Annotated in this window: 12 protein-coding genes; 4 read left to right on the top strand and 8 right to left on the bottom strand. The window is 62.4% G+C overall.

The window, feature by feature from the left end:
* Positions 1 to 35: 35 nt before the first annotated feature.
* Positions 36 to 944 carry an ABC transporter permease gene (locus J4721_RS19315; protein ID WP_014876633.1) on the top strand — a complete coding sequence of 303 codons (909 nt, stop codon included), beginning with the start codon at positions 36 to 38 and terminating at the stop codon, positions 942 to 944.
* Between the two features lie 8 nt (positions 945 to 952).
* Here the strand turns inward: J4721_RS19315 and J4721_RS19310 are convergent, their stop codons facing one another.
* Positions 953 to 1,996, bottom strand: a complete 1,044-nt coding sequence (locus J4721_RS19310; protein ID WP_211003385.1) for a glycosyltransferase — start codon at positions 1,994 to 1,996, stop codon at positions 953 to 955.
* 154 nt (positions 1,997 to 2,150) lie between these two features.
* Between J4721_RS19310 and J4721_RS19305 the strand changes: the two genes are divergently transcribed.
* Entirely contained in the window at positions 2,151 to 3,161 is a 1,011-nt protein-coding gene (locus tag J4721_RS19305) for an NAD-dependent epimerase/dehydratase family protein (RefSeq protein WP_211003386.1), read from the top strand.
* 292 nt (positions 3,162 to 3,453) lie between these two features.
* The gene (locus J4721_RS19300; protein ID WP_211003387.1) at positions 3,454 to 4,758 is read left to right on the top strand and encodes a UDP-glucose/GDP-mannose dehydrogenase family protein; all 1,305 of its coding nucleotides are present in this window, start codon (positions 3,454 to 3,456) and stop codon (positions 4,756 to 4,758) included.
* Between the two features lie 82 nt (positions 4,759 to 4,840).
* Here J4721_RS19300 and J4721_RS19295 read toward each other — a convergent pair whose 3' ends face one another.
* Together J4721_RS19295 and J4721_RS19290 are read right to left on the bottom strand one after the other, a co-directional pair.
* The gene (locus tag J4721_RS19295; RefSeq protein ID WP_102860032.1) at positions 4,841 to 5,968 is read right to left on the bottom strand and encodes a ParB N-terminal domain-containing protein; all 1,128 of its coding nucleotides are present in this window, start codon (positions 5,966 to 5,968) and stop codon (positions 4,841 to 4,843) included.
* A 101-nt stretch (positions 5,969 to 6,069) separates the two neighbouring features.
* Positions 6,070 to 7,485: an AAA family ATPase gene (locus tag J4721_RS19290; protein WP_211003388.1), complete on the bottom strand. Its 1,416-nt coding sequence runs from the start codon at positions 7,483 to 7,485 to the stop codon at positions 6,070 to 6,072.
* A gap of 498 nt (positions 7,486 to 7,983) precedes the next feature.
* Here J4721_RS19290 and J4721_RS19285 point away from each other — a divergent pair, with 498 nt between their 5' ends.
* Entirely contained in the window at positions 7,984 to 8,985 is a 1,002-nt protein-coding gene (locus J4721_RS19285; RefSeq protein WP_044041141.1) for a replication initiator protein A, read from the top strand.
* Between the two features lie 277 nt (positions 8,986 to 9,262).
* Here the strand turns inward: J4721_RS19285 and J4721_RS19280 are convergent, their stop codons facing one another.
* The 5 genes from J4721_RS19280 to J4721_RS19260 form a co-directional block, all read right to left on the bottom strand.
* Positions 9,263 to 10,666 carry an HlyD family type I secretion periplasmic adaptor subunit gene (locus J4721_RS19280; RefSeq protein ID WP_027246746.1) on the bottom strand — a complete coding sequence of 468 codons (1,404 nt, stop codon included), beginning with the start codon at positions 10,664 to 10,666 and terminating at the stop codon, positions 9,263 to 9,265.
* Positions 10,663 to 12,432 carry a type I secretion system permease/ATPase gene (locus J4721_RS19275; RefSeq protein ID WP_102888888.1) on the bottom strand — a complete coding sequence of 590 codons (1,770 nt, stop codon included), beginning with the start codon at positions 12,430 to 12,432 and terminating at the stop codon, positions 10,663 to 10,665. Before J4721_RS19275 ends, J4721_RS19280 begins: the two co-directional genes overlap by 4 nt.
* Before the next feature lie 162 nt (positions 12,433 to 12,594).
* The gene (locus J4721_RS19270) at positions 12,595 to 14,910 is read right to left on the bottom strand and encodes a calcium-binding protein (protein ID WP_211003389.1); all 2,316 of its coding nucleotides are present in this window, start codon (positions 14,908 to 14,910) and stop codon (positions 12,595 to 12,597) included.
* A gap of 402 nt (positions 14,911 to 15,312) precedes the next feature.
* Positions 15,313 to 16,143: a hypothetical protein gene (locus tag J4721_RS19265; protein ID WP_211003390.1), complete on the bottom strand. Its 831-nt coding sequence runs from the start codon at positions 16,141 to 16,143 to the stop codon at positions 15,313 to 15,315.
* Positions 16,140 to 17,192 (bottom strand): helix-turn-helix transcriptional regulator, encoded by a 1,053-nt coding sequence (locus tag J4721_RS19260; protein ID WP_371816100.1) that lies wholly within the window; start codon positions 17,190 to 17,192, stop codon positions 16,140 to 16,142. The genes J4721_RS19265 and J4721_RS19260 overlap by 4 nt, the downstream gene beginning before the upstream one ends.
* Positions 17,193 to 18,274 lie beyond the last annotated feature (1,082 nt).

Genomic DNA, 18,274 nt, shown 5'->3' with positions numbered 1-18,274 from the left:
ATCCGCGTTTCACAATGGGTATTCATGGGGTGTTCATGGCCAGCCTGTCTTCTTCTGCGCCCCCGGCTCAGCCCCGCCCATTAAGCCCGCCAAAGACACAGGTCACGGCACAGGCGCCCGCCCAGACGCCAGCCCAGATCCCCGCCAGCCCCGCCGCGAATCCGCACCATCGCCATCGCCGCAGCATGGCAACACTGCGCACCGTCGCGGCGCTGGTGCTGCGCGAGATGTCGACGCGCTACGGGCGTACGCCCGGCGGCTACCTCTGGGGCATTCTGGAACCACTCGCCGCGATCCTGTTCCTGTCGCTGGGCTTCTCGCTGGTGATCCGCACGCCGTCGCTTGGCACCAGTTTCCTCTTGTTCTACGCCACCGGATTTCTGCCATTTAACCTGTATCAGACTCTGTCCGGCACCGTTGCGCGGGCGCTTGCCTATTCCCGCCCCCTGCTGCGCTACCCCGCTGTCACCTGGCTGGATGCGATCCTGGCGCGGTTTGTGCTGAACAGCCTGACCGGGATTGTCATCACCACACTTCTGATCACCGGCATCCTTGCGGTGATCGACAGCCGCACCGCCATTGACCTGCCACCGCTGGTCGAAGCCATCACCCTCGCAATGGTGCTGGGGCTGGGGGTGGGCTGCATCAATGCGGTGCTGATGGGGCTGTTTCCCTTGTGGGATGTGGCCTGGTCAATCATCACCCGACCGCTGTTTCTGGCCTCCGGCGTGATCTATATCTACGAGGATCTGCCGCCGGTGGCGCAGGACGTGCTGTGGTATAATCCACTGCTGCATATCACCGGGCTGATGCGCACCGGATTCTATCCCACCTATAATGCTGATTACGTCAGCCATGCCTATGTGCTGCTGATCGGTATGACGCTGACCGCCCTGGGTCTGATCCTGATGCGCCGCTATCACCGGGTCATCCTCAACCGCTGATCTGCGCTTTATTCGCGGGCCTCTGCCAGCACCTCACCGTGGCTGCGCCCCAACCGCCGCAACAGCCCATCGCGCACCGCCAGCCAGGTGAGCCGCAGATAGGCCCGGCGCACGCCGGGATGATGACGCACTTTCAGGATCCATTTGGGCAGGATCAGCAGCAGCACCGGCCAGAACAGCCAGCCCGCCGCCTGCCGATAAAGCAGCAGCAGATTGCGGTGATGGTAATAGACCTTCCACAGCGGCCGAAACCGCTGGCCGCTGTCACCATTGCTGAAGGTGGAAAAATCATGCTCAAACCGCACATCGGCGGCAAAGCAGATGCGCCCCCCCGCAGCACTCAGCCCCAGCGTATAAAGCGCATCATCGCCGTAGATGAACAGCTTTGGATCCGGATAGCCCACCCGCCGCACCGCCTCTGCTGAGATGAAGAACCCCACAAAAGACGTCACATCAATCGCGCTCAGCCCGCCGTCATAGGCGCGGCGCGGAATATGGAACCCATCGCGCCCTTTGCGGGCGGTGGACAGGAAATGCCCAAAGCTCCAGAACGGATTGCGCGAGGGGCGGTTCATCTCGCAAATCTCGCCGCTTGGGAAATAGACCGCCGCCGCCACCGCGTCCCAATGGGCCAGCGCGCCGCTCTGCCCCATGGCGTGGAACGCCGTCAGCCCGCCGGGTTCCGGGCGGCCATCATCATCCATCACCACCAGCCAGTCTGGTGCATGGGCCTCCGTCGCGCGCTGCATTCCCAAGGCAAAACCGCCGGCCCCGCCCTGATTGGTGGCACTGGTCACCACATCGACACGCGGATGATCCGCGCCCCAGCTTGCCAGCCAGTCACCGGTCCCATCGTTGGAGGCATTGTCCACCACCACCAGCGCCGCCAGTTCCTGCGCGGGACTGTCCAGCAGCCGCGCCAATGTCACCTTGAGTTTCGCAAGCCGGTTATAAGTGACCACCACCGCAACCAGACGTCCGGCGCCGGCCTGCTGCATATTGGCCTGCATATCAGCCTGAAGCGCAGGCTCGGGGATCAGGGTTTCATTCACAGCGACAGCGGCTCCTGCGGGCGGCGGGGTATTTTGGTTCAGAGCGCAAAGCTCATAAATAGACCGTGCTGTCAATTCACCTGCCGGTTACAGGTCGCTTTCCCGCGCCGCAGGACGCATTGACACCCCGCGCCCAAGCCGCCACCTAAGGGGCATGAAAACCGCTCTTATCACCGGATCGGCCGGCTTTATCGGCTATCACCTGGCAGACCGGCTGCTGGCCGCAGGCTGGCGTGTCATTGGGCTGGATTGCCTCTCGCCCTATTATGATGTCCGCCTGAAGGAGTGCCGCCACGCACGGCTGGCGGAACACCCCGGCTTCACGCCAATCATTGGCAAGCTGGAAGATCCCGACCGCCTGATGGGGCTGTTTGCCACCCATAAACCGGATGCGGTGATCCATCTCGCCGCCCAGGCCGGGGTACGCCATTCCATCGATGCGCCGCGCGATTATCTTGAGGCCAATCTGATCGGCACCTTTGAGCTCCTGGAGGCCGCCCGCGCCCATCCGCCCGCCCATATGCTGATCGCCTCCACCTCCTCGGCCTATGGCGCCAACACCCAGATGCCCTTTGATGAGCGCCAGCAGGCGGATCACCAGATGTCCTTTTACGCCGCCACCAAGAAGGCGGGCGAGACGATGGCCCATTCCTATGCCCATCTCTACGGGCTGCCGACCACGATGTTCCGGTTTTTCACCGTCTATGGCCCCTGGGGCCGGCCCGATATGGCGCTGTTCAAATTCACCAGGGCGATGCAGGCAGGTCAGCCGATCGACGTCTACAATCACGGCAGGATGAGCCGGGATTTCACCTATATCGACGATCTGGTCGCGGGCATCACCGGGCTGATCGACGCGGTGCCGGGGGATCAGCCGGTCTCGGAACAGGACAATCTCAGCCCTGTCGCCCCCTTCCGGGTGGTCAATATCGGCGCCTCCAGCCCCACGCCGCTGATGGACTATATCGCGGCGCTGGAAACCGCGCTGGGGATCACCGCGCAAAAAAACCTGATGGAGATGCAGCCTGGCGATGTGCCTGCCACCTGGGCCGACACCAGCTTGCTGAGCCAGCTCACCGGCTATGAGCCACAGGTCCCCGTCGAAGAGGGCGTCGCGCGGTTTGTCACTTGGTACCGGGCGTATTACGGCGACACCCAAGGCTGATCCGGGGCAGGGCTGATCTGGCGCGACATGCGCTTCTGACCTGTCACCTTTCCCTAAATACTCGCGCCGCAGGCCTCCCGATTTCTGTGAAATCGGGATCAAGACACCCTCCTCTATTAGGTCAGCATGATTGACCAAATGTTTCGCGTGCGAAACATTTGGTCCGAACCGGACCTATTCCCCGCGCGCCTAAAATTCCGGTTCCCGCCCCCATCGCGCCCGTATATGTCTGATCCCCAACACCCCGCCCCTTCAAGCGGGGGACATGAGGCAACAGCAAAGGACCGCCCCCATGCGCATTGCAATGATTGGCACCGGATACGTCGGATTGGTCTCCGGCGTCTGCTTTTCCGATTTTGGCCATGACGTGGTCTGCGTTGACAAGGACGCCGCCAAGATCGCCCGACTGCAGGCCGGCGAAGTGCCGATCTATGAGCCGGGGCTGGAGGATCTGATGGCGCGCAATGTGGCTGCGGGTCGGCTGTCCTTTACCGATGATCTGGCCGCCGCCGTGGCCGAGGCCGAAGCGGTGTTCATTGCCGTCGGCACGCCGACGCGGCGCGGCGATGGTCATGCCGATCTCACCTATGTGATGGCCGCCAGCGAGGAGATCGCCGCCGCCCTGCAGGGCTATACCGTGGTGGTCACCAAATCGACCGTCCCCCTGGGCACCAACCGGCAGGTGAAACAGGTGATTGCCAAATCCAACCCGGTGGCGGATTTCGATGTGGCCTCCAACCCGGAGTTCCTGCGCGAAGGGGCGGCGATTGATGATTTCATGCGCCCCGACCGGGTGGTTGTCGGCGTGCAGAACGACCGCGCCGCCGAGGTCATGGCCGAGATCTACCGGCCATTGTATTTGCGCGATTTCCCGATCCTCACCACCGATCTCGAAAGCGCCGAGATGATCAAATATGCCGCCAATGCGTTTCTGGCGACCAAGATCACCTTCATGAATGAAATCGCAGGCCTCTGTGAGCGGGTGGGATCAGACGTCAAGGAAGTCGCCCGTGGCATCGGGCTGGACGGGCGCATCGGCAATAAGTTCCTGCATGCCGGTCCCGGTTATGGCGGGTCGTGTTTTCCCAAGGATACCGCCGCGCTGGCCCGCATCGGTCAGGACCACGCCTATCCGATGCAGATCACCGAAACGGTGATGCGGGTCAATCAGGAGGTCAAGGCGCGGATGCTGGAGAAGCTGCGCGACGCCTGTGACGGCAGTTTCAACGGCAAGACCATCGCGGTGCTTGGCGTCACCTTCAAACCCAATACCGATGATATGCGCGAGGCGCCCAGCCTCACCATCGTGCCAGCCCTCATTGGGGGCGGTGCCAAGGTGCGGGTGGTGGACCCGCAGGGTGAGGCAGAGGGCCGCGATCTGCTGCCCGGTGTCAGATGGGAAGACGATCCCTATAAGGCCGCGCGCAATGCGGATCTGGTGGTGCTGCTGACGGAATGGAATGAATTCCGCGCCCTCGATCTGAAGGCGCTGGCGCGCAAGATGGCGCAGCCCCGGATGGTGGATCTGCGCAATATCTACACCGCCAAAGCCGCCAAACGCGCCGGGTTTGAGACCTATATCGGGGTGGGCCGCTAAACCCACCCGGTCATCATCCCAAACACAAAAAGACCCTGATACAGCTGTATCAGGGTCTTTTTACATCATCCTCAGACTCTGTTCAGCGGCGGCGCAGCCAGGCTTTCAGGTCTTCCATCAGTGTGCTGTCGACCGCTGTCCCCGTCAGTTCGATCCGCTGCTGGCCGGGGGTGAATCCCAGCCGCACGCCAGCGGCGGCCTGCACGCTCACCCGCTCATCCGCGCCAATACGATCCGCAGGATCAAGGCTGCGCACCCGTGGCATCGGGGCAGGCTGTTCTGCAGGATCCGATGCCCGTTCAGACATCGGGACGGCAGAGGCCGCTTGATCACCAGCGGGGACGGGCATCTCACTCCCCTCATAGGCGGCCAGAAGCTGGCTCAGCACCGCCTGTTCCGCCTCTGCCGTGGGGCGGGCGGTGGCGCGCAGGGCCGCGACCACCTCATCAGCAAAGCCTGGTGTATTCGCAAAGGCCCGCGCCAGCCCCAGCCCCAGTTTCTCGCGGATGGCGGTGGGAAACAGCAGATCCTCATCCAGCGCCTCAACCAGGGTGACAAAGCTGCCGATCTTGGAGCGTTTGGCGCGGGTGGCATTGGCGAACAGCGATTGCAGCGCGTATTTCTGGCTGCTGTAGACGCCTTCGCGCAGCGCCCGTACCGCAATGCGGGCGCGCTCATAATGGGAGAGGTTCACCCGGATTTCGTTTTCCTCAACCATCGCCACATAGGCGCCCTCGGCCCCGTCGGGCTGAATCACCAGCGCCTTGATGGTGGCAAAGGCGGGATCATTGCTCTCGGCATATAGCCTGCGCATCGCGGTCAGACGGCGCCAGCCGGAGATCAGACCATGGGTCTTGCCATCTGCGGTCTGGCCCAGGGCGACCACCTCGATCGGGGTCTGCTGGCCACGGGCGCGCAGGGATCCCACCAGCGCCCCCATCTCTTCCTCGTCCTGCTCCAGCCGGTCGCGCACCAGATGGGTCTCATCGATGGCGCCAAGCGCGATCTCCTCGATCATCAGCCCCTTGGCGCGCGCAGTCTCCAGCACCGCTGTCAGCTCCTGCAGCGCGCCCTCTGTGGCGGCCTCGGAGGCGACCTGCGCAATCGGGGGGGCTGACAGCGTGCCGGGACCACCGAGGGCGGATTTGTTCTCAGGTGCCGTGCTGAGATAGGTCGGCTGTGCCGGGGAAAGCCGTTTGCGTTTTGCCATCTGCCTGTCCTTTTCTGTCGCGCCTGTTCTGATTTTGCGGCCCTGTCTACCCTTGGGGGCCGCAGGGTGCACAGTATGGGGCGCGGTGTGTTTTTAGCCCGTTACTGCGCCGCGCGCTGCATCTGCAACTCATCCCGGCGCCAGACCGCCAGCAGGAGCCGCTTGAAGGCCGCATAGGTGGCATCAAAGGTCTCGCGCCCCCTCGCGTAGGTTTCGCGGTTGAAATCGCGGTAATCGGCTTCGTAGATGCCATTGACCTGCTCGCCGGCCTGACCGATCAGCGCGGTGTAATCCTGCCGGTGCGGCGACAGGGTGGGCCCCAGATAGGCCTGCATCAGGGCTGCCAGCTCCCCCTGCTGGGCGCTGTCATAGCGGGTGATCACCGTGCGCACCGCATCCCATTCAAAGGCAATCTCCGGCCGCCCCAGCGCGCGCGCCGCCAGATTTTCGCCCTCCTCGATGGAGGCGAAGGTGGAATGCAGCATATCGAAAAACCGCCCCGTACTGTCAAACTCCAGAAACGACGCGCCCATCGGCACCAGAAGGATATCCGCCGCCGACAGCCCGTTGATGGTCAGGTAGCCAAGGGCCGGCGGCGTGTCGATGAAGATCACGTCGTACTGCTCCAGCACCCCGTCGGCCTCCAGCCGCTCGGTCAGCGCATCCCAGAGCTTCCAGCTGCGCGCGGCCATCCGCCAGACCGGGATCTGGAATTCGGCCCAGTAGAGGTTCAGCTGCGCGCCGATCAGATCGATATTGGGCCAATGGGTGGGCTGGATCACATCCGCTGCCGTCATCTCCATCGCCGCCGACAGGCTGTCGTCCAGCGGCTGGGGCGCATCGCCGCGATCCAGACGGCGCTGGTTTTCCAGCCGCAGGTGATCGCCGTAGTGGCGCGCCAAGAGCGGGAAGGCGGTCTGCCATTCGTCTTCGACCTTGCCACCAAAGATCGAGGTCATCGAGCCCTGGCTATCCAGATCAATCACCAGCACCTTGTAGCCATCCAGCGCCGCTGACATCGCCAGATGGGCCGCGGTAGAGGTCTTGCCGACGCCGCCTTTGAAGTTGGCGACAGCGACCATTTTGGCGGGCAGCCCTTCGGGGCGGTAGGGCTGGTAATCCTTGGCCTTGGAGCCTTGCGCCGCAAAATGCGCGCGCAGGCGCAGCACCTCGTCGAGGGTGAACCACTTGGCACCACCTTCGGTCTCGGAGCGCCCCTGCGGCAGATCGGGGTTGGCCTTCAGCACCCGGCGGAAATGGGCCTGGGCGACCGGGATCAGATAGCGGGTGATTTCCCAGGTGGAGAACAGGCGCAGCGATTTGCGCCCTTCCTCATTCATGCCCCGGCTGGAGAGATCCGCACGGCCCCGTGCGCAGGCCTCGGCGATTTCGGCAAAGCCACCGGTGCTGGTGGGCGTATCCAGATCGCCAAGGGCGGCATCGGGATCGATGTTGAAATAGGGGGGCAGCCCGGCCGCACTGCGGCTTGGGTCTTTCTTCTGGGTCTCTCGTGCCATTGCTCTCATGCCTCTGCCTGCGCCCCTTCCATCAGGAAGATCTCCGAAGAGCCTCTCTTGATGTGCGGCCTTTTGCGGATGATAGCAGAAAACAGCGCACATGAAAGATATATGCGCATCTCTTTTGAATTTTCTAAGCAAATCCGGGGGTTGCGGCCTTAAAATCGGCAGGCTTTGGGGCGATGCCCGTGGTGATTTTGCCCGTGGAGATTTTTTCTACCTGTTATTATTGAGTTATATATAAGTTAAGGCGCAACACGCATAGGCGCAAAGCCCTTTTTTCATTGGCGATGAGGCGCTTTTTTCCGGACCATGCGATTCTGAAACCCCGATAGACTGACTCTGATCCCCCGAAGCAGTGACTCTGAACCCCCGTTGAGAAGTGGTGTGGATAACTTTAGGGTGGGCGTAATCAAAACCACGAAGACGCGAGTCACCCCGAAAGAGGCCAAAAGGCCCGGACAGACGGGGGGCGGGCAGAGCAGACAGGACAGTGACATGGCAGGCCAGATGACCGCAGGCGGCGGGGCGCAGGGCGGGGATTTTTTTCTCTGCGATGTGTTTGATGCGATCCCCAAAAACGATCTCGCCTCGATGGAGCATCCGCTGTTCTCGCTGGGGACCCGGCCGGACCGGCGCATTCTGAACTATGAACACAATGGTGCCGAGATCACCGTGGTGCCCTCGGTCAAAGGGCTGGCGACGATCCACGACAAGGACATCCTGATCTTCTGCATCAGCCAGCTGATGGCGGCGGTGAATGCGGGCCGACAGGTCAGCCGCACGCTGCATCTCACCGCCCATGATCTGCTGGTGGCGACCAACCGCGAGACCTCGGGCGATGCCTACCGGCGTCTGCGCGAAGCGTTTGAGCGGCTGGCCGGCACCCGCATCACCACCAATATCGTCACCGGCGGGCAGGAGGTCACCAGCGGCTTTGGTCTGATCGAGAGCTGGGAGATCGTGCGCAAGGCGCGCGGCGGGCGCATGGTCAATGTGGTGGTGACGCTCAGCGAATGGATCTACCGCGCGGTGCTGTCGAAATCGGTGCTGACCCTCAGCCGCGATTACTTCCGTCTGCGCAAACCGCTGGAGCGGCGCATCTATGAGCTGGCGCGCAAACATTGCGGCCGCCAGGACAGCTGGCAGATCTCGGTAGAGGTGCTGTTGAAGAAATCCGGCTCCGCCAGCCCGCGTCGGGTGTTTCGCAAGATGCTGCGCGACATGATTGCGGCCCAGCCCTTGCCGGATTACGCGATGGAGGAGCTGCCGGGGGATCTGATCCGGTTTTCCCAGAAACATGCGGTACTGGACAACAGCCAGCGCCCGCCGGTGCTGAGCGCGCGGACGCTGGAACAGGCCCGCAGCCTGATCCCCGGTGTGGATGTCTATGCGCTGGAGGCCGACTGGCGCACGATGTGGGTGCGCTCCGGCGCGCCGCGGTTGCGCCGCCCCGATGCGGCGTTTCTGGGCTGGGTCAAGAAACGCGCCACGGAATAGGGCAGGGGGCTACCCCTTTGTCAGAGCCGCATATGAGGGCGTTCTCAAATCAGGCAGATCAGGCAGACAGACTCTGAAATAGGTCAGCATTGTTGTCCAAATGTTTCGCGTGCGAAACATTTGGACCGAACCGGACCTAATTTATGGGGCGCCGCCAGAGGGCGGTTTGCCCAAATAAAGACCCGCCCGGCCAGGGGCCAGGCGGGACGAAAGGATGGATGATCAGGTCCCCCCCAGGTATGAAACGCCAGACGTCTTACCGGCCGCGCATCCCTGATCAGCCATTCCCCTCTCTCAAGGCGTTCGACATGCTGCGCAGCACCGGGCTGAGCAGGTAATCCGCCAATGTCTGCCGGCCTGTCTCGATCATCGCCTGCGCGGGCATGCCGGGCAGGGTTTTGACATTGGGCAGCGCCGCCAGCTCTTCGGGCGGAATGCGGATGTGAACGCGGTAATAGGGAATGCCGCTGTTGAGATCGGCGATACTGTCAGCGGCCACCATCACCACCTCGCCCCGGACCGGCGGGGTGGAGCGGAAACTATAGGCGGTGAGCTGCACCCGGGCCTGCCCGCCGGTCACCACCTCGTCAATGTCGGTGGGCGAGACGCGGGTTTCGACAATCAGATCGCTGCCCGAGGGCACCAGTTCCAGCACATTCTGACCCGGGTTCAGCACCTGGCCCAGGGTGTTGATGGAGAGTTCCACCACCCGGCCGGCCTGCGGCGCGCGGATGATCTGGCGCTCCAGCACATCCTCTGCCGCATCCAGCCGCTGGCGCAGATCCAGAATGCGTTCCTGTACCAGCTGGGTTTCGCTGGAAATCCGGTTCACCGTGTCGCGGTGAACCTGCAGGATGCGCTCCTCGGTCTCGGCAATGCGCTCCTGAATGTTTTCGCTGTCGCTTTCCAGCGCGCCAAAGGTGCCCATCAGCCCGGTGTGTTGCAGCTGCCGGTCACTGAGCCGGGTTTTGGGCACCAGACCTTTTTCATAGAGCTTGTGCAGATCGGCGACCTCGCCCTTGATCAGGGTCAGCTGATCCTCAATTGCGGTGATCCGCGCCTGCCGCCCGTTGAGCTGCTTGCCCAGCTGGGAAATCCGGTCACGCAGGATCTGCACCTGCCCTTCATAAAGGGCGCGGTTGCTGGTGAAGACATCGCGCTGCACCTCAAACAGGGAGACCAGCTGCGGATCTTCGGCAATCAGCTGGTCCAGCTCTGCCGGGACTTCAATCTGATCGGCCTCAGCCAATTCGGCCTGCAGCCGGGCCTGCTGGGCCAGCAGGCTGGCCATCTGGCTGGTCAGAATGGCACGGCTGGCGCGCATCCGGCGCCCGTCCAGCACCGCAATCACATCCCCTTCGGCGACCATATCGCCCTCGGCCACATTGATCTCGCGGACGATGCCGCCCTCCAGATGCTGCACGCTGAGCCGGTCGCCCGCCACGGTAAATTGCCCCGAGGCCACCACGGCGCTGGTCATCTCGGCCTGCGTGGCCCAGAACACCAGCCCGCCAAACAGGCCAAAGCCGCAGACCAGCATCCACATCACCAATTGGCGCACGCGGGTGGGCGGGGTGCGGGGCAGGGCAAAGCCATCCGGCATCAGGTCCTGAAAGCCACGGCTCATTTCAATCTCGCTGCCCTTGCGGGGCACCAGATCTCTGCTGTCGCTGCTGCTCATGACTGTGTTCCTTCTGTGGCACTGGCTGCGGCACTGGCGTCAGTCCCGGTCCGGGCCTCACGGCGGGGCGTGAAATTTGTGACCTTGGGATCGCCCTCTGGCCGGCTGATCGGCTGGGCGGCGGCCTCGATGATCTGACGGGCCTCGCCAAAGCGGGCGATGCGCCCCTCCTGCACCAGGGCGGCATGGCTGACCCGGCGCAACAGGTTGAGCCGATGGGTCACCACCACCACGATGGCGCCGCGGGCGCAGGCCTCCTCGATGGCGGCGGCCAGGGCCTCTTCGCCTTCGGGGTCGAGATTGGCATTGGGTTCATCCAGCACGATCAGCTTGCGCTCGCCAAAGAAGGCGCGCGCCAGACCGATGCGCTGGCGCTGGCCTGCGGAGAGGAAACTGCCGCGCGGGCCGACCTCGGCATTATACCCGCCGGGCAGGGCCAGGATCAGCTCATGCACCCGCGCCAGTTTGGCAGCGGCCACCACATCCGAGGGTTTGGCGCTCGGGTCCATCATGGCGATGTTTTCGGCCACGGTGCCGCGGAACAGCTCCACCTGCTGCGGCAGAAATCCGATGTGGCGGCCAATCTGTTCAGGGTCCCAGTCGGTGAGGGCGGCATCATCGATGCGCACATGCCCCCGCACCAGCGGTTGCAGCCCCACCAGCGCGCGGGCCAGCGTGGTCTTGCCGGCCCCCGACGGGCCGATCAGCCCCAGCGCATGGCCCGGTTGCAACGACAGGGTGACATCCAGCAGCAGCGGATCCTGCCGCCCCGGCAGCACCACGGTGGCATTTTCCACCGACAGCCGCCCTGTGGGATCGGGCAGTTCCATCCGGTCGCTGGTGTCCTCGGCATGGGCCAGAAGCAGGTTCAGCCGCTCCTTGGCGCTGCGCGCCTTCAGCAGGGCGCGCCAGCCGGCGATGGATTGCTCCACCGGCGCCGCCGCCCGGCCCAGAAGGATCGAGGAGGCAATCATCAGACCCGGTGTCAGCTGGTTGTTGATCACCAAGACGACGCCCACGCCCAGCACCGCGATTTGCAGCCCCATGCGCACGGCCTTGGCCAGCGAGGTCATCAGTGCCACCCGGTCGGTGACCAATGTGCCAAAGAGGATCGCGGTAAAGGCACGCCCGCGCCAGCGGCCGATCTGGGCAGAGGTCTTGCCCATGGCGTGGATGATCTCGGCATTGACCATCATTTCGTCAACCGCGGCATTGGTTTCGCGGGCGGCCTCCTCAGAGGTTTTGCCCGGCCCGCGTCCCATCAGTTCGCTCAGCACGCCAAGGCCCAGCAGGATCAGCAGCCCGGCCACCGAGACCAGCCCGAGGATCGGGCTGAACACAAAAATCAGCGCGATGAACAGCAGCGACCAGGGCGCATCCAGCAGCGCGATGAACACCGGGCTGGTGACAAAGCCGCGCAGATCCTGAATGTCGCGGATCGGTTCCGCCGTGCGCAGGGGCGCGGGCAGGTTGCCGCTGATCATCCCTTGCAGGACAACCGGGCTCAGCCGGGCTTCCAGCCGCGAGCCGAGGCGGGCGACGAGGCGCTGGCGAATGACATCAAAGAGAAAAAAGAACACCAGCGCGATCGCCGCGCCGGTGGTCAAAGCAATCAAGGTTGGCATGCTGCCCGAAGCCATGACCCGGGCAAACAATTGCAACATGTACAGCGGCGCTGTCAGGACAAGCAGGTTAACAAAGATACTCGCTACAAAAATTGAGGTGATGACACCCCGTTGTCCGTCAAAGACCCGTTTCGTCTTCATACCCGTGACCCCCCGGTTGCACGATGTGAAGTTACTGAAGCTGGCAGATCAGCGCCCTGGTCCAAGGTGGCAATCCTTGGCCGGGGACCAAATCGCTGTCCTGAACCAGGGCTAGACCCCCCCGGATGGCGGCCGCCACCCGGGAGGATCATTCCTTATGGCTCAGATGGTGTGACCCCAGATGTTGTCATAGCTGTCATCAAAGCCGTCATCGCTGGCGACAACGCGGATGGCTTCGTAGCTGCCGGCATCACCTGTGGTGATCGCATTGATACCAACACCACCGGAGGGCAGGGCATCCTGTCCCAGGGAGGTGAAGCCGTTGACATTGCTCAGACCTTTGATGACCACAGTGGCGCCACCAACGGAAATGGTGGTGTCGGTGCCGTCATCCATGACGCTGGCCACATCATCGAGAGCCGTAAACGCAGCCCCGTCTGAAGTGCCGTTGCCGCCGCCGGTATTGGTGACGCGGAAGGCCAGCACATCGTGGTCTTCATCAATGTCAAAGTCATTGATGCAGTCGATGCCATCGCCGGAGCTGAAGGAGGTTCCATCCCAGGTCAGGTCGATGATGAAGACATCCTTGCCATTGCCACCGGTCAGATCGTCATCTCCCGCGCCACCTTTCAGGTAGTCGTTGAAGTTGCCGGCCCCGCCATGCAGCGTGTCATTGCCTTCGCCGCCATCCAGGAAGTCATGGCCACGGCCACCGTCCAGATCGTCATCGCCAACTTCGCCATAGAGGCAGTCGTTGCCGGCGTCGCCGTTCAGGTCGTCTTTGCCGTTGCCGCCCAGAAGAACGTCATCGCCATTGCCGCCGTTCAGTTCGTCGGCACGGTTGTCACCCATCAGCAGGTCGTCGCCATCATCGCCGTTGACGGTGTCTTCGCCGTCGCCGCCGCTCATGACGTCATTGCCAGTGCCACCATTCATCAGGTCATTGCCATGACCGCCATACATGGTGTCATTGCCGGCATCGCCGTTCAGTGTATCGGCCTGGTTGTTGCCGTAGATCAGGTCATCGCCATCGCCGCCATTGACGGTGTCGTTGCCGGAGTTGCCGAACAGCAGGTCGTCGCCGACATTGCCGTTGACGCAGTCATCGCCTTCGTTGCCATAGAGCGTATCATTGCCCTGGTTGCCATAAAGACGGTCCCGTCCGGTGCCACCATAGCCGACATCGAAGCCACGACCGCCGATGATGACATCATTGCCGGCTTCGCCGTACATGGTGTCATGGCCAGAGCCACCGCGAATGCGGTCATTGCCCGCCTCGCCATAGTCCTGCGGTGTGTAGCAATCGGGGTAGTCGACGGGACGCAGATCGGTTTCATCGCTGGTGTGCGCTGAAGAAACCGCCGTATTGTCGTCGTCGTCGCAGCAATCCCAATCGATGTCATAGCCTTTGACCCGGGCATGGTCGCCAAAGATCAGGTCACCCTGGGCACCACCTTCGAGCACGTCGTTGTTGCTGCCGCCGCGGATCGTGTCCTTGCCAGCATCGCCATTGACGTCGTCACGGCCTTCGCCACCATCCATCAGGTCACGGCCGCGGCCGCCCTGCATCAGATCGTCGCCGGTTTCACCGAACATGGTGTCACGGCCACCCTGACCATCCATGGTGTCATGGCCAGAGCCACCCAGCATGCAGTCATGCCCGTCTTCATTGGGGCCTTTGCCAACCGGGCCGCTGTCAGAGCCAAAGTCGAGATCATCGCCCTGCGCCTGACGTTCGTCACCGAACATCTCGTCATCGCCGGACCCACCGATCACCAGGTCGTCACCAAGACCACCGGCCATACGGTCATCACCGCCCTGACCGTTCATCCGGTCATTGCCGCCACGGCCATACATGGTGTCGTCCCCGTCAAAACGGGATTCGCCAGCGCGGCCGCCGCGGTCACCCCACATGTAGTCATCGCCACCTTCGCCGTCCATGCAGTCGTCGCCCAGATCGCCATAGAGGTAATCGCCGGCGTCGCCATTGGTCTCGTCGCCGTCGCCGTCATCGCCAAAGATCTGGTCGTTGCCGTTGCCGCCAAAGACCGTATCCTGGTCCTTGCCGCCGAGCAGCGAGTCATTGCCGTTTTCACCGTCAATGTAATCGCAGCCGTCACCGCCATCGATCCAGTCATCGCCGTCGCGGGTCGCATTGGTGCCATTGCCACCATAAAGGGTGTCATTGCCACCATCGCCGCTGATGGCGTCATTGCCGCCGCGGCCTTCGATATAGTCCTGGCCGGACTGACCCTCGAGCCGGTTGTTGCGCGCGTTGCCATAGACGGCATCATTGCCGCCGCCAGCGGCGGCGTTGTCACCGGCATCATGGTCGTTCAGATTGATGACATTGCCATCACGACCGCCACGTTCCGTGGTGCCATCGTTGTAATTGGGATTGAACTTGTCATCGCTGAATTCGATTTCGCATTCAGGATTACAGACTTCCCAGTCGGAACCTTCGTCTGGTCTACCCATCTTAAACATCCTCCTAATTAATATACCGGGAGTGTGATGCGCCCCCCGACGCGACCCCCTTTAGAAATCTGACCAGGGAAAATTGGGTGTGGGACCTGGCCAGTGACACAAGACCGCTTGGGTCTCTGATGGTGATTGCACCGCAAATCGGGCGGGGCGGATGCCCCCAAATGGGGACAAATTTTCGTCAAATTGTCGGTTTTCGGGGGCGCTGTGTCAGAGGCCCGGCTGGCTCCGCTGCGAGATCTGTGGGACAGGCCGGCAGTCAGACGGGGCCTCTCTACGGCTCTCTGTGCCAGGCAGGGGTTTGGGACAGCAGACCCTGCCTGAAAGAGATATGGCGCCCCCGAAAAAGGGAGACTCTTTTTCCTTTGTTAGAGTCTATTATTGCGTGTGACCCAGTTACTGACCCGGGTCACCGGTTGTGGTTTCAACAAAGTCGACAAAGCTGGCCCACTGGATCTGAGCCGCGCTCCACACGGTGCCTGAGGCGGTGGCAATCCGGCTGTGATAGAGCGTGCCCGCCGCCAGCCCGAGGGCCAGGATCAGGGCCAGACCACCGCCTTTGGTGATCCCGCGCTTCAGCCGCTGCCCCGGGCTGCGGCGGCGGGCGGCAGTGTCCTTGGCCAGCACCTTGGCAAAGCTGTCGCGCAGCACCGGCTCCAGTTCGATGCGCAGCGCGCCTTCCATCCGGTTCACCGCGTCTTCCAGCGCGTCCATGCGGGCGCTCAGCGCCTTGCGGTCGGCGTCCGCCTTCTGGGTGTACATCTCGCCCAGCCCGTCATTGAGGGTGGCAAACATCCCGGTGATCCGCTTGTGCAGTTCGATGAGATCGCCACGGGTGCCCAGCGGCTGGGGACCGCCACGCAGATGCGCGGCCAGCTGTTCCAGATCGCCCGGCGCCAGAGCCGACCCGGCGGCCCCCGCATCTGTCAGGCCGGTCGCTGTCGGGTCGATCGCTTTTTGGCCCGCATCTGTCGGGTTTTGATCTGGGCCGTTTTTGTCTGTGGTGTCCGTGGCACTCTCCATATGTCTGTCTGATGGGGTCTCCGCTGCGTGGATGGTCTTGTCCTCGCGCGTCTCGGACCGCTCACTGGGGCTGCCGGAGTGCGCGCTGACCTCGGTCGTGCGGCGGGTCTGAGCGGCCAGGGCGGCGGCGCCGATTGAGGCTGAGGTCGGCGCGACCGGCGCGGGTGGCCCCTGGGTGAGGCTCTCATGGGTCACCTTGTTCATGACGCTCTCCCCAGTGACGCCTGCCAGGTCAGCCGCTGCGCCATTTCGGTGCGCCCGGCGACCTCAAGCTTGGAGAGCACCCGCTTGGCATAGGTGTTGAAGGTCTGTTCCTTGATACCCGCGATATGTGCCGCCTCGCGGTTGGAGAGGCCGAGCTGAATCAGCGCGGCCACTCGGGCCTCGCAAGGGGAGAGGCCCATTTTCTGGGCCAGCATCTCGATCCGCTGCTGGTCGGGCTGGCGCGGCAGGATGGCGACCACCAGTGGATGATGGGTGTCGGCACAGAGATAACAGGTGAGCGAGACCGGGAGCCGCATGCCCGTGCTGGCATCCTGCAGGAACAGGATCAACTCCTGGCTGGCGCTGCCGCGTGGGGTATGGGCGCCGACGGAGGCCTCAACCGGTGTCTTGGCGCAGTCTTGCACTGCGGCATAAAAGGCGCGGGTCTCACTGCTGTTGGCACAGCGCAGCACGCCGTCACTGTTGCGCAGCAGATTGCCCGCCGCCAGCATGTCACAGCCGGCTTCATTGCAATCCAGCAAGCGGCCGGAGCCATCCAACACCAGAACCGCGCTGTCACTTTTGGTGGAAATGGTCCAGAGCATCGCCTCGGAGGTGTCGCGCGCGGTTTTGGGCTCCGGCGTGCTGGTCAGCATCTCGCGCAGCGCATCCTCGCGGGCCAGCGGCCAGATCGCAGGCAGGATCTCGATGCAATGGGCATCATGCTGGCTGCCTTCCAGATGCAGCGCGATCCGGTCCTCGCTGCCATCGGCAAAGCGGCAGGCAAACACCACCCAGCGGCCAGACCTGTGGCCAGAGGCATCCGCGCGCAGGGCCGCAGGATCAAGCCAGTCCGGCCAGCTGTTGGGGTGGCCCTGCGGATCATGCAGCTGCGTGCAATGGCAGAGCGATCCGCTGCGCAGCAGAGCCTGCAGCGTGCCTTTGCTGCGGCTGCCCTGTGCCCGCGCGGTCTGAGTGTCACTGCCCCGAACTGCACTGCCCCGAACTGCATTGCTCTGGGAGTCACTGGCCGTCTCGCAGGTGGTCACCAGCAAACGGCGTGGTCCTGCAGACGCAGGTCCGGTGCAGTCGATCTCAGCTATGGCAGTGGTTGTGATGGATGAAACTTGTCTTTGAAACGATCGCGCAAAAGCGATCTCGCCCGTGTGGATCACGGCGCCCCCGAACACATTCATGTTGCCCCCCGGCATATCAAAACGAATATGAACCAGCCTAGCATATCGCCGGTGCCGTCAAATTGCGCAGAGGGCGTACCCCTTCGGAGGAGGCGATTCGGAGCTGTTAGGGGGCTGTCTGATGATCAACCAGTGGGAGAACCCGCAGGACATTGAGTTTTCATCAATATCTAGCGGGATTACCCAGGGTAACCCACAAGTCACAGTCTGAACTGCCTTCTGAAATTTCAGTAATATTTATATATTTCAGACTGTTACATTTTGGCGAAGATCCGCCTGTTGTGAGGGCCTATCTGAGAGACCTACCTCAGAAGAGGTATGGGCGCTGCGTCTGCGGGAGCAAAGGGAGAGTGATTCCATCTTTGGCGTGAGGATTCGACACAATAATACGCGCTCAGGTTGTCGAGTCTTGCGAAATATGGCCTGAAATTGAGAAATTACCACATCTTTGGATTCAGGTCAGATGAGGATATTCCTGTTGATAAAACAAAAGCCTATATCAAAAACAATACTTTAGGAGAGATGCCTGATGGCGCCAACATCTATCCAGGAGGTAAGTTTTTTAACAAAAACGGATGGATTCGGGCTATTTTGGAGTGCCGCAAAGCGGTGCAGCGCCGATATGGGCTGCGATTTGGAGGCAGGGGCCAGAGGTATTGGGGCCCGTCATTTTGGAAGACCCGATCAAACCACCGGTCGGGCCGTCGGCTGAGGGATCACCCTGGCAGGCGAGGTCTGAAAAACGGCCATCATCTGATCGAAAGGACAGGACAGACACATAAGACAAGACCGGGGTGCCATCTGTGACGGGGGTCGCAGCTGCACCGCGTGGGCCAGGGCGGGATGTTCCAACCCCGCACCAAAGCCCAGTGACCTCCCTGTTCCGGAGATCATTCATTGAGACCATCTGATCGTGTTCTGATCAGATTTTTTAA

The sequence above is a fragment of the Phaeobacter sp. HS011 genome, from assembly GCF_018101215.1.
Lineage (GTDB): Bacteria > Pseudomonadota > Alphaproteobacteria > Rhodobacterales > Rhodobacteraceae > Phaeobacter > Phaeobacter inhibens.
This window is presented reverse-complemented; position numbering and strand designations above follow the sequence as displayed.